The sequence below is a fragment of the Roseateles chitinivorans genome (assembly GCF_050632235.1).
Classification (GTDB): Bacteria; Pseudomonadota; Gammaproteobacteria; order Burkholderiales; family Burkholderiaceae_C; genus Roseateles; species Roseateles chitinivorans_A.
In genome coordinates, this window is the sequence record NZ_CP192584.1 from 6,335,673 (window position 1) to 6,350,678 (window position 15,006).

Sequence of the window (15,006 nt, forward strand, 5' to 3'; positions counted from 1 at the left end):
CGTGAGGGAGCTGCCAGGTCAGCTCGGTGCACTCTCACTCCCTCTCCCGCTTGCGGGAGAGGGCGGGGGTGAGGGCCAGCGGCCTCACGCCTGCAGGCGGAGCAGCTCGGCGCCGTCGCCGACCTGGTCGCCGATCGCGAACAGCAACTCCGCCACCACGCCGTCGCGCGGCGCAGTGATGGTGTGCTCCATCTTCATCGCTTCCATCACCGCCAGCGGCTGGCCCTTGGTGATCGCGTCGCCCGGCTGCGCCAGGAACGCCACCAGCTTGCCCGGCATCGGCGCGGTCAGGCGACCGGCTTCCGATTGACCCTGGCCCGCGTGGGCGATGACATCGACCTCGGTCACCAGCGCCGAGCCGTGCGCGCCGAACACCGCCACCTGCTCACCGACCTTGTAGGTCGAGACGGTGACGCGACGTTCGCCCAGATAGAGCTCATGCTGCTCCGGCCCCTTCGAGCGCAACGCCAGTGCGATCGATTCGCCGCCCACCGTCAGCGACAGGCTGCCGTGATGATGGCGCGCGAGCAGCACCTGGTGGTGCTCGCCGTCGACGTCCAGTTCGAAGCGGCGCTGCGCCGCGCCGAACATGCGCCAGCCGTCGCGGCGGCTCCATGGATCGCTGGATTCAGTCAGCGCCTCCTCCGCCAGCGTGTGCGCCACCACGGCCGCCGCAGCCTCCGCCAGCGGGAGACCCGGCTGACCGAACAGCACGGCCTTCTCGCGCTCGATCAGCGCGGTGTCCAGGTCGGCCTTAGTGAACGACGCCGTCGCCGCGCAGCGGCGCAGGAACGCGACGTTGGTGTGCAGCCCGACGATGTGCGTGTCGCGCAACGACGCGTCCAGCAGCGCCAGCGCCTGTTCACGCGTCTCGCCCCAGACGATCAGCTTGGCGATCATCGAGTCGTAGAACGGGCTGATCGCATCACCCTCGCCCACGCCCGAATCGATGCGCACGTCCGCGCGCTGGAACGCCTCATGCGCCGGCCAGCGCGCCACTGACAGCGTGCCGGTCGCGGGCAGGAATCCGCCCTCGGGGTTCTCGGCGCAGATGCGGGCCTCGATCGCGTGGCCGTGCATGCGCAGCTGGTCCTGCTTCAGCGGCAGCGGCTCGCCGGCCGCCACGCGCAACTGCCACTCGACCAGATCCTGGCCGGTGATCGCCTCCGTCACCGGATGCTCGACCTGCAGCCGCGTGTTCATCTCCATGAAGTAGAAGCGGCCGTCCTGTTCCGCGATGAACTCGACGGTCCCCGCGCCCTGGTAACCGACCGCCTTCGCGGCCGACACCGCCGCGGCGCCCATCTCGGCGCGGCGGTCGGCCGTCATGCCGGGCGCCGGCGCTTCCTCCAGCACCTTCTGATGCCGACGCTGCACCGAGCAGTCGCGCTCGAACAGATAGACGCAATCGCCGTGGCTGTCGCCGAAGACCTGGATCTCGATGTGCCGCGGGCGCTGCACGTAGCGCTCGATCAGCACCGCGTCGTCGCCGAAGCTGTTGATCGCCTCGCGCTTGCAGGACGCGAGCGCAGCGTCGAATTCCTCATCCGCGTGGACCGCCCGCATGCCCTTGCCACCGCCACCCGCGCTGGCCTTGATCAGCACCGGGAATCCGATGCGATTGGCCTCGCGACGCAGCAGCGCCGGATCCTGATCCGCGCCGTGATAGCCCGGTACCAGCGGCACGCCGGCCTGCTCCATCAGGCGCTTCGATTCGGCCTTCAGACCCATCGCCTGGATCGCCGACGGCGGCGGGCCGATGAACACGAGTCCCGCGTCCGCGCAGGCCTGCGCGAACTCCTCGTTCTCGCTGAGGAAGCCGTAGCCCGGATGGACGGCCTGCGCGCCCGTGGCCTTCGCAGCCTCGAGGATGCGCTGCCATTGCAGGTAGCTGTCACGCGGCGCGGGACCGCCGATGCGCACCGCCTCGTCGCAGGCCTGCACGTGGCGCGCATCCGCGTCCGCGTCGGAATAGACGGCGACGGTCTTCACGCCGAGACGGCGTGCCGTGGCGGCGACGCGGCAGGCGATTTCACCGCGGTTGGCGATCAGGATCTTCTTGAACACGGGTGTCTCCTCATGTTTCGGGTCCTCGGCGCGTCGCGGCTTGTGGCCGCTTCGCGCCGGGTGCGCCCGGAAGGCCGCGCTTCGCGATCGTCCGGGGCCGCGCGCCGGCATTGGCCGTCACGCGTCGTCAGGTCGGTGCAGGTCGGGTCGTGCCGCTCAATGGCGATGGCCGCAGGACGCCGCGGCGTCCTCGCCCACCGGCGCGCAGCCCGGCACGGTGTCGGCGCTCAGCTCGGCCTCGGTCGCGCAGTGCATGCCCAGGCGGTCGATCAGCTTGCGGTCCTTCTCGGCCTGCGGGTTGCTGGTGGTCAGCAGCTTGTCGCCGTAGAACATGCTGTTCGCGCCGGCCAGGAAGCACAGCGACTGCATCGTCTCGGGCATCTCCTCGCGACCGGCGGACAGGCGCACCATCGCGCGCGGCATCGTGATGCGGGCCACCGCGATCGTGCGGATGAACTCGAACGGATCCAGCGCTTCCGTGCCCGCCAGCGGCGTGCCTTCGACCTGCACCAGGTTGTTGATGGGCACCGACTCCGGATACGGATCCAGGTTGGCCAGCTGGGCGATCAGGCCGGCGCGCTGGCGGCGGGTCTCGCCCATGCCGACGATGCCGCCCGAGCACACCTTCAGGCCGACGCCGCGCACGCGCTCGAGCGTGTCCAGGCGGTCCTGGTAGGTGCGCGTCGTGATGATCTGGCCGTAGAACTCCGGCGAGGTGTCGAGGTTGTGGTTGTAGTAGTCCAGCCCCGCCTCGCGCAGCTGCTCGGCCTGGCCGTCGCCCAGCATGCCGGCGGTCAGGCAGGTCTCCAGGCCCATGGCCTTGACCTCGGAGATCATCTCGCCGATGGCCTCCAGGTGGCGCTCCTTCGGCGAACGCCACGCGGCGCCCATGCAGAAGCGGGTCGCGCCGTTGGCCTTGGCGGCACGGGCGGCCTCCATCACCTCCTGCAGCGGGATCAGCTTCTCGGCCTTCAGGCCGGTGTCGAAGTGGGCCGACTGCGGGCAGTACTTGCAGTCCTCCTCGCAGCCGCCGGTCTTGATGGACAGCAGCGTGGATAGCTGGACCGCGTTCGGGTCGAAGTGCTCGCGATGCACCTGCTGCGCGCGGAACAGCAGGTCGTTGAACGGCAGCTCGAACAGCGCGGCGATCTCGTTGACGGTCCAGGGCTTGGCGTTGCGACGTTGCTCGTCGGTGGTGGGCGTCAGCGTCTGGATCTGGTTGACGGTCTGCTTCATCGTCATGCTTTCAATGCGTTCAACAGCAGCGGCTGCTGCAGGTGCGCGGCCACGGCCGCGGGAGAGGGATCTGGGAGCCGGGGCACATGGCCCCAGCACGGCACGCTCAAGCCCTGGTCGAGCCGGGCGTGCAAGGCGGCCAGATTGTCCGCCACATGGGGTTGATGGGGATCGGCGGTGTTGGCGACCCAGCCCGCCAGGCGCAGGCCGCGCGCGAGGACGGCCTCGGCCGTCAGCAGCGCGTGGTTGATGCAGCCCAGCCGCAGGCCGACGACGAGCACCACCGGCATCGCCAGGTCGACGGCCAGGTCGGCGGTGTCCCAGTCGTCGGTGAGCGGCACGCGGAAACCGCCGACGCCCTCGATCAGCGCGAAGTCGCCCTTGGAGGCGGAGCGCCGGATCGCGGTCAGCAGCGCGGCGCGGTCGATGGCGCGGCCTTCGAGCTTCGCGGCAATGTGCGGCGCGCAGGGCTCGCGGAACTGCAGCGGGCCGACCTCGTCCATCGTCATGCCCTGCTGCTGCGCGGCATGCAGCAAGGCGACGTCCTCGTTGACCCAGACGCAGTCGGCGGTCTGCGTCTGGCCGGCGGCCAGCGACTTGATCGGCGTCACGTAGCGGCCCAGGCCGTCGAACGCGCGCGTCAGGCCGGCGGTGATGCAGGTCTTGCCGATCTCGGTGTCGGTGCCGGTGATGAAGAAGCCGTGCAGCGGATGCATCGTGCTCATGCGCAGGCCTCCAGCGCGGCGACGAGGCGATCGACGTCCGCCTCCGTGTGCGTCGCGCACAGCGTGATGCGCAAGCGCGCCTCGCCCTTGGGCACCGTCGGCGGACGGATGCCGGGCACGCGCAGGCCTTCGCGCTCCAGTGCGGCAGCAAGTGCCATCACCTCGGCGTTGCCGCCGACGATCAGCGGCTGGATCGGCGTCTGCGAATCGGCCAGCTTCCAGGTCAAGGTCGGATGACGATCGAGCAACGCAGCGATGCCTTCGCGCAGCCGCGCCTGCAACGCACGCACCGAAGCGCGGCGTTGGCGCCCGACGTCGCCTCGGATCAGCTCGAGGCTGGTCAGCAACGCATGCTCCACCGCCGGCGGCGAGGCCGTCGAGAAGATGTAGTTGCGCGCCGCCTGCAGCAGGTAGTCGGTGATCGTCGAATGCGCGACGACGAAGGCCCCCGCGAGACCCGCTGCCTTGCCCAGCGTGCCGACGAGGATCAGCCGCTCGCTGCGCAGCTGGAAGTGTTCCAGCGAGCCGACGCCGTTCTCGCCGAGCACGCCCAACCCGTGCGCGTCATCGATGATCAGCCAGGCGTCGAATTCCTCGGCCGCGGCCAGCAGCGCCGGCAGCGGCGCGATGTCGCCGTCCATGCTGAAGACGGCATCGGTGACGATCAGCTTCACGCGTGCCGTGCTCGCCGCGAGCTGCCTGCGCAGGTCATCGACGTCGCAATGCGCATAGCGGGACACCTTGGCCTTCGCCAGCCGCGTGCCGTCGATCAGCGAGGCGTGGTTCAGCGTCTCGCTGAAGATCTCCGCGTCGGCGTCGCCCAGCGCGGTCACCACCGCGAGGTTGGCCATGTAGCCGGTGCAGAAACCGATGGCCTTGGCGCCCGGGATATGCGGCTCGAACCAGCGGCCCAGCAGCGCCTCCACGTCGTGGTGCGCGCGCGAATGCCCGCTCACCAGCGGCGACGCGCCCGAGCCGCCGCCGTAGACCTGCGCGCCCTCGACCAACGCCGCGGCCACCGCCGGATGCGCGGCCAGGCCGAGGTAGTCGTTGCTGCAGAACATCGTCAGCTCGCGCGCGATGCCATCGGCGCCGCGCACCGTCTGGCGCGGCGCGGTGCCGGTCTCGGCGATGCGGGTGAAGCGCGTCAGGTCCTGGGCGCGGATCGCGTCCAGCTTGGCTTGCAGGTGATCAAGCAGCATGGAGCACCTCCTCCAGCGTCGCGCTCACGGCGTTCGCGAGGAACGTCGCCGTCGCCGCGTCGATCAGGTACGGCGGCATCAGGTACACGGTCTGGCCGATCGGACGGATCAACAGTTCATGCCGGCGCGCCGCGAGGTGGAACTTCTCGGAGAAGCGCTCGACCGGCGCCGTCGTCTTCGGGTTGAGGTCGAAGGCCAGGATCATGCCGCGCTGGCGCAGGTGCGTGACGCGCGGGTCGGCGGCCAGGGGCGCGAAGGCTTCGGTGAGCCACGCGGCCTGCTGCTGGTTGCGCTCGAGCTGGCCGGCATCGAAACGGTCCAGCACCGCGTTGGCGGCGGCGCATGCCAGCGGATTGCCGGTGTAGCTGTGCGAGTGCAGGAAGCCGCGCGTCACGTCCTGCGACCAGAAGGCCTCGTACACGTCGTCCGTCGTCAGCACCAGCGACAACGGCATCGTGCCGCCGGTGATGCCCTTGGACAGCAGCAGGAAGTCGGGCCAGTCCGCCTTCGTCGAGGGAACCGTCTGCTCCCAGGCGAAGAAGGTGCCGGTGCGGCCGCAGCCGACGGCGATCTCGTCGGCGATCAGGTGCACCTTGAACTCGGTGCACAGCGCGCGCAGCGCCTTCAGGTAGCTCGGTGCGTACATCGACATGCCGGCCGCGCCCTGCACCAGCGGCTCGACGATGACGGCGGCGATGTGGTCGTGGCGCGCCGCGAGCAGCGCGCGCATCTCGTCGATCGCTTGCGCCTCGTTGCCCAGCCGCTGATCCGGCGACATCACGATGTGGCTGCGCATCAGCAGCGGGTCGTAGGCGTCGCGGAAGATCGCGACGTCGGTGACGGCCAGCGCGCCGATGGTCTCGCCGTGATAGCCGTTCTTCAAGCAGACGAACTCGCGCTTGTCCGTGAGGCCGCGGTTGCGCCAGGAATGGAAGCTCTGCTTCAGCGCGATCTCGACCGCCGAGGCGCCGTCGCTGCCGAAGAACAGATGCCCCAGCGCACCGCCGGTGCGGGCGGACAGGCGCTCGGACAGGCGGACCGCCGGCTCGTGCGTGCAGCCGGCCAGCATCACGTGCGGCAAGGTGTCGAGCTGATGCTTGATCGCTTCGTTCAGGCCCTTGTCGGCGTGGCCGAACAGGTTGACCCACCACGAGCTGTTGGCATCGAAATAGCGCCGACCCTCGTGGTCGAACAGCCAGGGGCCCTCGCCCCGGGCGATGGGCAGCGGCGGCACGTCCTGCGCGCGCGCCATCTGCGTGCACGGGTGCCAGACCGCCGCGAGGCTGCGGCGCTGCCAGTCTTGTCGTACTGCTTCAGACATTCAAGAAAACTTTCAAACCAGCCACGAGGGCTTTCCCTTCGACAAGAAACTCTGCACGCCCTCGCGCCCTTCGGCGCTGGCGCGGATATCGGCGATGCGGCGCGCGGTGTCGTCACGCAGCGTCGCGGTGATCGGGGCGTGGGCGACGTCCTGGACCAGGCGCTTGCACGCGCGCACGGCCGCCGGGCCGTTGGCCAGCAGCGCGGCGGTGAGCGCGTCGACCTTCGCGTCCAGCGCCTCGACGTCGGCCGCCAGTTCGTGGACGAGGCCGAGGCGATGGGCCTCGGTCGCGGAGAAGCGCTCCGCCGTCACGAAGTAGCGGCGCGAGGCCTGCTCGCCCAGCGCGCGCACGACGTAGGGCCCGATGGTCGCGGGCAGCAGGCCAAGCTTGGCCTCGGACAGGCAGAAACCGGCGGACTCGGCGGCCACGACGATGTCGCAGACCGACACCAGACCGACGCCGCCCGCATAGACATCGCCCTGCACGCGCGCGATCACTGGCACCGGGCAGCTGTAGAGCGTCCACAGCATCTGGGCGAGGCGGCCGGCGTCGGCGTGGTTCTCGTCCCAGCTGTAGCCGGCCATCGCCTTCATCCAGTTCAGGTCGGCGCCGGCGCAGAAGGCCTTGCCTTCGGCGGCGAGCACGATCGCGCGCAGCGACGGGTCACGTCCGAGCGACTCGAACACCGCGGTCAGCTCGCCGATGACGGTGTCGTTGAAGGCGTTGCGGACGTCGGGGCGGTTCAGCGTGACACGCGCGATCGCGTCGTTCGGGCCGGCGCGTTCAACGCGCAGCGTCGTGGGGAGGGCGTCGTTCGTGGTCATGGTTTGCTCCAGACAACCGTCCGGTTGACGGCGTAGAGGCGGCAGCGCTCCTCGCCGTCGGTGAACTGGTCGCACAGGGCGAGCGCGCGCGACTGGGCGTCGTCGCCGTAGGCGTACCCCCAGCGCGAACCGTTGGTGGCGAAGGCGCGCGGCTCCTGCGCGGCGAGGAACTTGCGATAGCCGGTCGCGAGCCGGCTCGCCGGCAGGCCCTGCACCTCGTCCGTGACGGCGGTCCCGCCGACCGGTGCCGGCAGCGCGCCGGGGACGGGGAAGCCGAGCGGCTTCAGGAAGGCATCGACGATCGGCTGCCAGAGGTCGTTGCCACGCGCGAACAGCTGGTGGCCGTCCTCGCCGAAGGCCGGCATCTCGCGCGTCTGCACCAGGCCGCCTGCTTCGCGGTAGGCCTCGGCCCAGCGGCGTTGATGCTGCGGCGCGAAGAAACGGTCGTTCTCGGTGAAGACCCACAGCGTGGGCACCGGCAGGCCATCGGCGGCAGCGCGCCGGCCGAAGTCGGCGAAACGACGTCGCAGTTCATCAGGCCGGCAAGGCTCGCCCGCGCGCGTGTCGGGATTGCCGCCGTGTCCGCCGGCGAAGTCGATGGCCGCGACGACGCCGGGCAGGCGTTCGCCGGTCGTCGCCATGGTCGCGAAACCGCCCAGCGACTGGCCGATCAGCACGACGCGCTTCGCGTCGATGTCCGCGGTGGACTGCAGGTGGCGCACGACCGCCGACAGCTCGGCCGCCGCGGCTTCCGCCGCCGACGCGTAGCGCGGCGCATCGCATTTGACGCTGGCCTCGGGATCGCCGACGGCCGCGAGCTCGCCGTAGCCGATGCGCGTGGGCACCGCCACCGCGAAGCCCTTGCGGACGAAGAAGCGGGCCGCGGCCTCGAGCCGCTGGCGCGGCATGGCCGCGCGTTTCGCCTCCTGCGGCGGACGCCCGTGGCTGATGACGACGAGCGGGAACGGCCCCGGGCCCGGCGGACGGAAGGTGGTGACGATGAGGTCCGCGTCCAGCTTGCGACCGAGGTGGTTCTCGACCGACACCGGCACGCGGATCACCGCCTCGCGGATGTCGTTGGCCAGGCGGACGGGCGCCGCGGGCTGCGCATCGCCGGTGGTCGTGTCCTCCGCGCGCGCGGCAACACCGGCCAGGCCGAGGACGGCGCCCAGACAGAGCGCGGCGAGGCAGGAGGTTCGGCGCATCGTGCGGATCGTGCGGATCGAGTGGGCAAGGCGTGTCATGCGCGCGCCCCCGCGCCCAGCGCCTTGCGCATCAGCACGCTGCGGTAGGTCTTGCCGGCCCATTGCACGTCGCCGATCAACGCGTAGCCGCGGCGCTCGTAGCGGCGGCGCAGTGCCTCGGCAGGCACGGCCGTGTCCAGCGCCACGTGCGCATAGCCCTGCGCGAGCGCCCAGGCTTCGGCGATGTCCATCAGCCGTTCGCCGACGCCCTGCCCGCGACACGACGGATGCACGGCGAGCTGGGCCAGGATGGCCGTATCGGCCTGCGTGTAGCACTCGGGCACCGGGTCGCCGAGGTAGCGGCCGTCGGGCCGCTTCGGCGGCGCGACGGTGACCGTGCCCACCAGCTCGCCGGTCGCGGTCAGCGCGACGAAGGCCTGCCCGCTCTCCACGCGCTCGCGCGTCGTCTGGATGCTCTGGTCGACCGCGGTGAAGTTCCAGCCCTGCGCCGCCAGCGACGCGTAGGACGCGTGCAGCAGCGCGGTCAGGGCCTCGATGGAATCATCGGCGCCAAGCGGGCGCAGGGTCAGGTCGGTCATCGTCGGAGCGGTCATGGCGCGGGCGGAGCGAAGGTCGGCACCTTACATCCGGAACACGCCGAATTTCGTCTCGGGGATCTCGGCATTCAGCGCGGCGGACAGGCCCAGCGCCAGCACGCGGCGCGTGTCGGCCGGGTCGATGACGCCGTCGTCCCACAGCCGGGCGCTGGCGTAGTACGGATGGCCCTGGTCCTCGTACTGCTGGCGGATCGGCGCCTTGAAGGCTTCTTCCTCGTCCGCGGACCACTGGCCGCCCTTGCCTTCGATGCCGTCGCGCTTGACCGTGGCCAGCACCGACGCGGCCTGTTCGCCGCCCATCACCGAGATGCGGGCGTTCGGCCACATCCACAGGAAACGCGGCGAGTAGGCGCGGCCGCACATGCCGTAGTTCCCGGCGCCGAAGCTGCCGCCGATGATCACGGTGAACTTGGGCACCTGCGCGCACGCGACCGCCGTCACCATCTTGGCGCCGGCACGGGCGATGCCTTCGTTCTCGTACTTGCGGCCGACCATGAAGCCGGTGATGTTCTGCAGGAACACCAGCGGGATCTTGCGCTGGCAGCACAGCTCGATGAAGTGCGCGCCCTTGTTGGCGCTCTCCGCGAAGAGGATGCCGTTGTTGGCCACGATGCCGACGGGCATGCCCTCGATGTGCGCGAAACCGCAGACCAGCGTGTTGCCGTAGCGCGCCTTGAATTCGTCGAACGCGCTGCCGTCGACGATGCGGGCGATGACCTCGCGCACGTCGAAGGGCTTGCGGGTGTCGGTGGGGATCACGCCGTGCAGCTCGGCGGGATCGTAGGCCGGCGCCTGCGGCGCCTGCGTCAGCAGCTCGCCCTGCTTGCGCCAGTTCAGCCGCGCGACGGACTGGCGCGCGATCGCCAATGCGTGGGTGTCGTTCTCGGCCAGGTGGTCGGCCACGCCGGACAGGCGCGTGTGCACGTCGCCGCCGCCCAGGTCCTCGGCGGTGACGACCTCCCCCGTGGCGGCCTTCACCAGCGGCGGGCCGCCCAGGAAGATCGTGCCCTGGTTCTTGACGATGACGGTCTCGTCGCTCATCGCCGGCACGTAGGCGCCGCCCGCGGTGCAGGAGCCCATCACCACGGCGATCTGCGGGATGCCCTTGGCGGAGAGGTTGGCCTGGTTGAAGAAGATGCGGCCGAAGTGGTCGCGGTCCGGGAACACCTCGTCCTGGTTGGGCAGGTTGGCGCCGCCGCTGTCCACGAGGTAGATGCAGGGCAGACGGTTCTGGTCCGCGATCTCCTGCGCGCGCAGGTGCTTCTTGACGGTGATCGGGTAGTAGGTGCCGCCCTTGACGGTCGCGTCGTTGCAGACGATCACGCACTCGACGCCGGACACGCGCCCGATGCCGGCGATCACGCCGCCGCCCGGGGCGGCGTTGTCATACATGTCCAGGCCCGCCAGCGGGGCCAGTTCCAGGAAGGGCGTGCCCGGGTCCAGCAGCATCTCCACGCGGTCCCGCGGCAGCAGCTTGCCGCGCCCGACGTGCTTGGCGCGCGCGGCCTCGCCGCCGCCCTCGGCGATCTTCGCCAGCCGGGCGTTGAGGTCGTCGATCAGGCCGCGCATCGCGTCCGCGTTGGCCTTGAAGTCGGCCGAGCGGGCGTTGAGCTTGGTGGACAGCTGGGGCATGGGTCTGGGTCTCCGGTCTGGGGACGGTCGTCGTCCGTCTTATGAGCCGCGCTCAATTCGGTGCACAAGCGCTGGCTGAAAGCGCGATTCCGGGATCGCCGGAGCGGCGCAAGGCGCGAAGCATAAGCCAGATGGCGAACCTTTCCAAGACGGACCCCAGCCGAACTCGCACAGACTTGAGCCCGGCTCAATAAACCCGGAGAATGCGGCGCCATGAGCCCGACACCGCTGTCCCGGGAGGACATCCGCCTCGATCCGCCGTCCGCGGCCGCCCTGCCGGCGCAGCGCCGCTCGCCGGTGAGCGCGAAGGCCGGGCAGCGGGTGAAGGACATCCTGCGCGCGAGCCGTGCGGTGTTCGCCGAGCGCGGCTACGAGCGCGCGACGACGACCGAGATCGCGCAGCGGCTGGGGATCTCCGAGGCGACGGTCTTCACCTACTTCCGCGGCAAGCGCGAGCTCTGCATGCGGGTGATCGGCGACTGGTACGACGAGATCATCGAGGCGATCGAATCGGGCCTGCCGCGCGAGCGGCCGATCCGGGACCAGCTGGAGTTCGTGGTCCACACCCACCTGCGGCTGTTCCTGATCCAGGGCACGGGGCTGTGCGAGCTGGTGCTGTCGGAAGGCCGCAAGCGCGAGGCACCGGTGGCGCGCGGCGAAGGCCAGGACTTCGGCGCGGCCTTCGTCGACCTGCAGCGGCGCTACACGGCGCCGCTGATGGACCTGCTGGCGCGCGGCCAGGCGCAAGGCGAGGTCCGGCAGGACATCCCGCTGCGGCTGCTGCGCTCGCTGGTCTTCGGGCCGATGGAGCACATGCTGTGGGAGGTGATCATCGCCGGCCGGCAGATCCAGGTGGACGCGGCGGCGCGCGACCTGGTCGCGCTGCTGTGGCCGGCGCTGCAGGCGCCGGACCAGGAGCTCAAGGCGCTGCGACGACTGAAGGCCCGCGTGGCGCAGGCGCTCGATGGCGGTATCGACGCCGTCGACGGCAAGGCCTGACCCTCAGCGCAGCGCTACGAGGCGCGCAAGACCTGGGAAGGTCAAAAGATCAGCAGTTGAGGTAATAGCCCGACAACGCCTGTTCGGCAACGATGACGGCTCCGACTTTCGAGTCGATTCATGAAGCACCACATCGTGGATCTCGACATCAATCCCGTAGTTGAAGAGCTGCTCGGCGCCGTCTCATCGCCGGTTCAAATTCCCACGCCCGCACCGGGCGAATACGCTCCACGCATCAGCGAGGACAACTTCGACCAGGACGCCTGGGACGACTGGTATCGCGAGCAGATCCGCCTCTCGATCGAGGACCCTCGCCCGAACATCCCGCACGATGTCGTCATGCGAGAAACCGAGGAAATCATTCAAGGCTTCCGGAGCGTCCATGGACAACCCCACAACGCTTGAATGGCGGCCTCGAGCTCATCTGCGCTATCGACTGATCATTGCCGAGATCGCGCGACACAACACCTTGGCCGCGGAAGAGCTGAGGCGGTTGATCTGGAGGAAGTTGCGCTTCGCAATGGCTTTCCCCAAGCTCTATCGCGCATCCTCGCGCGTGGACGGCATCAGGGAAATCGTGGTGACTGCGAACTACCTCGTGCCGTACCGAATCACTTCCAATTCCCTCGAAGTGCTCGACGTCGTGCACGCCCGACGCGATTGGCCGAATCCGCCGCAACTACTGCCTTCAATGCATTGAAGGACTGCCTTGTGACAGGGCGACCGCTTCCGGTCGCCCCTCTTCATTGCAGCCGTCGCTGAGCTCAGCGAGCCCGCCTCTCGATCACCACGCTAAGCACCGCCAATCCAAGCCCGACCACCGCAAGCCCTGCCCCCGCCATCGGCAGCGAGCGCAACGACGCCCCGTGCGTCAGCATCCACCCGCCGAGCCACGCGCCGCCCGCGTTGCCCAGGTTGAACGCCGCGATGTTGAGCGTCGACACCAGCGCCGGCGCATCGGGCGCCTGCTGCATCATCCGCATCTGCAATCCGGGCACCGTCGCGAAGGCGGCCATGCCCCAGACGAAGACGGTCACGATCGTCGGCCATTGCCAGTCGAGCACCACCGCCAGCAGCCCCTGCACGATCGCCAGCGCGACCAGCACGCCCATCAGCGACGGCATCAACTTCCAGTCCGCCAGCCTGCCGCCCACCGTGTTGCCGATCGTCAGGCCCAGGCCGAACAGGAACAGCACGCCGGTGATCCATCCCGGCGTCAGACCGGTGACCTCCGCCAGCATCGGCGCGATGAAGGTGAACGCGGTGAAGATGCCGCCGAAGCCGACCGCCGTCAGCGCCAGCGCGATCAGCACCTGCGGGCGCTTGAGCACCGACCAGTCGTTGCCCGCCTGGGCACCGGCGTCGGCGTCCTTCGTCTTCGGCAGCAACGCGACCAGCGCGATCGCCGCGACGATGCCCAACCCGGCCACCGCGCCGAAGCTCGCGCGCCAGCCCCACTCCTGGCCGATCAGGTTGCCCAGGGGCACGCCCAGCACGTTGGCCAGCGTGAGGCCGGTGAACATCAGCGCGATCGCGCCGGCCTTTCGGTCGGGCGCGACCAGTTCGCTCGCCAGCACCGCGCCGATGCCGAAGAAAGACCCGTGCGCCAGCGCCGCGACGATGCGCCCCGCCATCACCGTCCAGTAGCCGCCGCCGATCGCCGACAACACGTTGCCCGCGATGAACAGCGCGATCAGCACCAGCAGCGCCCGCTTGCGCGGCCAGGCCGCGCTGAGCGCCGCCAGCGGCGGCGCGCCCAGGGCCACGCCCAGCGCATAGCCCGTCACCAGCAGGCCCGCGCGCGGCAGACTCACCGCCAGGTCCTGCGCCATCGCGGGCAACAGGCCCATGATCACGAACTCGGTCGTGCCGATCGCGAAGGCCGCCAGCGCCAGGGCCAGGATCGGCAACGGGAAACCGCGTGCGGCCACCGGTTTGGCGCCGGCATCGTCGAGGGTGGAAGACAGGGAGGTCACGGGCGGCTCCAACGTTGATTCAATGGTCCGCACTGTGATCTGTCGCTCCCCGGATGGGAATCCGTCGAAAGAGAGAAGCATCTGTTCCAGAATGGAAAAGATGGCCGCCACATGATGCAGTCTCGATGGAAGATCCGGAATGAATGAACTCGACGACATGCGCCTGTTCGTGCGCGCCGTTGCGGCGGGCAGTCTGTCCGCGGCAGGGCGGGAGCTCGGGTTCTCTCCCGCCGTCGGCAGCAAGCGGCTGGCGCGGCTGGAAGCCCGCCTCGGCGTGCGGCTGCTGCAGCGCAGCTCGCGACGCCTCGCGCTGACCGACGAGGGCGCGATCTACCTCGAACGATGCCAGGGCATCCTCGCCGACATCGACGACGCCGAGGCCGAACTCACGCAAGGCCGCCAGCAGGCGCGGGGGCTGCTGCGCGTCACCTCGACCGTCGCGCTGGGCCGGCGCTGCGTCGGCCCGCTGGCCGCCGAGTTCATGCGCGAGCATCCCGACGTCACCGTGCAGGTCTCGCTGTCGGATGCGCTCGTCGACCTGATCGAGGAAGGCTTCGACTGCGCGGTGCGCATCGGCGGACCGGCGGACTCGCGGCTGGTCGCGCGCCGCCTCGGTCCCAACCGGCGCGTGCTCTGCGCCACGCCGGACTACCTGCGCCGCCGCGGCGTACCGCGCTCGCTCGAGGACCTCGTCGACCACGACTGCATCCTGCAGGAGCGCATCGCCACCCGCCAGTCGGACTGGCTGTTCATGCCCGCCGATCCCTCGGTGTCACCGTCGCCGCGCACGGTCACCGTGCAGGGCCGGCTCGTCACCGACAACGGGGAACAGGCCCACGACTGGGCCCTGGCCGGCCTCGGCCTGGTGCGGCGCGCGGTGTGGGACGTGGTCGACGAACTCGACGACGGCCGTCTCGTCGAGGTTCTGCCCGAATGGGCCGGTGAAGTCGGCCCGCTGCAGCTCGTGTTCCCGTCGCGCCGCCTGCTGCCGGCGCGCACGCGGCTGTTCATCGACGCGCTGGCCGCGCGTTTCGAGCACTCCAAGGACCAGGCGCGCGTGCGCGCGCCGGCGCCCGACGCACGGAAAGCGAAACGCCGGCGTTGAGGCGCGCATTGAGACCCGCGCCGAGGCGGGCGGATCCGACGAGCGGACCAGGCATGAAAAGGGGCCTTGCGGCCCCTGGGGTGTGTCGTTCCGGGACGGGCCGGCCGGAGCCGGCCT

The 15,006-nt window shown here is 70.1% G+C and carries 14 protein-coding genes; 4 read left to right on the plus strand and 10 right to left on the minus strand.

Annotated features, from left to right (window positions below; genetic code table 11):
- Positions 1-84: 84 nt before the first annotated feature.
- The 9 genes from ACQ859_RS29010 to ACQ859_RS29050 all read right to left on the minus strand — a co-directional run bounded on the left by ACQ859_RS29010 (position 85) and on the right by ACQ859_RS29050 (position 10,809).
- On the minus strand, positions 85-2,067 hold the full coding sequence (locus tag ACQ859_RS29010) for a biotin carboxylase N-terminal domain-containing protein (RefSeq protein ID WP_431263882.1): 1,983 nt from the start codon (positions 2,065-2,067) through the stop codon (positions 85-87).
- Positions 2,068-2,223: 156 nt separating this feature from the next.
- Positions 2,224-3,309 (minus strand): biotin synthase BioB, encoded by a 1,086-nt coding sequence (gene bioB / locus ACQ859_RS29015; RefSeq protein ID WP_431048782.1) that lies wholly within the window; start codon positions 3,307-3,309, stop codon positions 2,224-2,226.
- On the minus strand, positions 3,306-4,028 hold the full coding sequence (bioD, locus tag ACQ859_RS29020; RefSeq protein WP_431263883.1) for a dethiobiotin synthase: 723 nt from the start codon (positions 4,026-4,028) through the stop codon (positions 3,306-3,308). The genes bioB and bioD overlap by 4 nt, the downstream gene beginning before the upstream one ends.
- Positions 4,025-5,230 carry an 8-amino-7-oxononanoate synthase gene (gene bioF / locus ACQ859_RS29025; protein WP_431263884.1) on the minus strand — a complete coding sequence of 402 codons (1,206 nt, stop codon included), beginning with the start codon at positions 5,228-5,230 and terminating at the stop codon, positions 4,025-4,027. Before bioF ends, bioD begins: the two co-directional genes overlap by 4 nt.
- A complete protein-coding gene (bioA, locus tag ACQ859_RS29030) occupies positions 5,220-6,551 on the minus strand; it encodes an adenosylmethionine--8-amino-7-oxononanoate transaminase (RefSeq protein ID WP_431263885.1) in 1,332 nt (443 codons plus the stop codon). Before bioA ends, bioF begins: the two co-directional genes overlap by 11 nt.
- 12 nt (positions 6,552-6,563) lie before the next feature.
- On the minus strand, positions 6,564-7,376 hold the full coding sequence (locus tag ACQ859_RS29035) for an enoyl-CoA hydratase/isomerase family protein (protein WP_431263886.1): 813 nt from the start codon (positions 7,374-7,376) through the stop codon (positions 6,564-6,566).
- A complete protein-coding gene (locus ACQ859_RS29040) occupies positions 7,373-8,581 on the minus strand; it encodes an alpha/beta hydrolase family protein (RefSeq protein WP_431263887.1) in 1,209 nt (402 codons plus the stop codon). The genes ACQ859_RS29035 and ACQ859_RS29040 overlap by 4 nt, the downstream gene beginning before the upstream one ends.
- A 35-nt stretch (positions 8,582-8,616) precedes the next feature.
- Positions 8,617-9,174 carry a GNAT family N-acetyltransferase gene (locus ACQ859_RS29045; protein ID WP_431263888.1) on the minus strand — a complete coding sequence of 186 codons (558 nt, stop codon included), beginning with the start codon at positions 9,172-9,174 and terminating at the stop codon, positions 8,617-8,619.
- A gap of 27 nt (positions 9,175-9,201) precedes the next feature.
- Positions 9,202-10,809, minus strand: coding sequence for a carboxyl transferase domain-containing protein (locus tag ACQ859_RS29050; protein ID WP_331613765.1), 1,608 nt, complete (start codon positions 10,807-10,809; stop codon positions 9,202-9,204).
- 213 nt (positions 10,810-11,022) lie between these two features.
- Here ACQ859_RS29050 and ACQ859_RS29055 point away from each other — a divergent pair, with 213 nt between their 5' ends.
- From ACQ859_RS29055 to ACQ859_RS29065, 3 genes are all read left to right on the plus strand, one after another.
- Positions 11,023-11,808: a TetR/AcrR family transcriptional regulator gene (locus tag ACQ859_RS29055; protein WP_431263889.1), complete on the plus strand. Its 786-nt coding sequence runs from the start codon at positions 11,023-11,025 to the stop codon at positions 11,806-11,808.
- Between the two features lie 120 nt (positions 11,809-11,928).
- A complete protein-coding gene (locus tag ACQ859_RS29060) occupies positions 11,929-12,213 on the plus strand; it encodes a hypothetical protein (protein ID WP_431263890.1) in 285 nt (94 codons plus the stop codon).
- Positions 12,191-12,508: a type II toxin-antitoxin system RelE/ParE family toxin gene (locus tag ACQ859_RS29065; RefSeq protein WP_431263891.1), complete on the plus strand. Its 318-nt coding sequence runs from the start codon at positions 12,191-12,193 to the stop codon at positions 12,506-12,508. Before ACQ859_RS29060 ends, ACQ859_RS29065 begins: the two co-directional genes overlap by 23 nt.
- Positions 12,509-12,572: 64 nt before the next feature.
- Here the strand turns inward: ACQ859_RS29065 and ACQ859_RS29070 are convergent, their stop codons facing one another.
- Positions 12,573-13,784, minus strand: a complete 1,212-nt coding sequence (locus ACQ859_RS29070) for an MFS transporter (protein WP_431263892.1) — start codon at positions 13,782-13,784, stop codon at positions 12,573-12,575.
- 139 nt (positions 13,785-13,923) lie between these two features.
- Here ACQ859_RS29070 and ACQ859_RS29075 point away from each other — a divergent pair, with 139 nt between their 5' ends.
- The gene (locus ACQ859_RS29075; protein ID WP_431263893.1) at positions 13,924-14,889 is read left to right on the plus strand and encodes a LysR family transcriptional regulator; all 966 of its coding nucleotides are present in this window, start codon (positions 13,924-13,926) and stop codon (positions 14,887-14,889) included.
- Positions 14,890-15,006 lie beyond the last annotated feature (117 nt).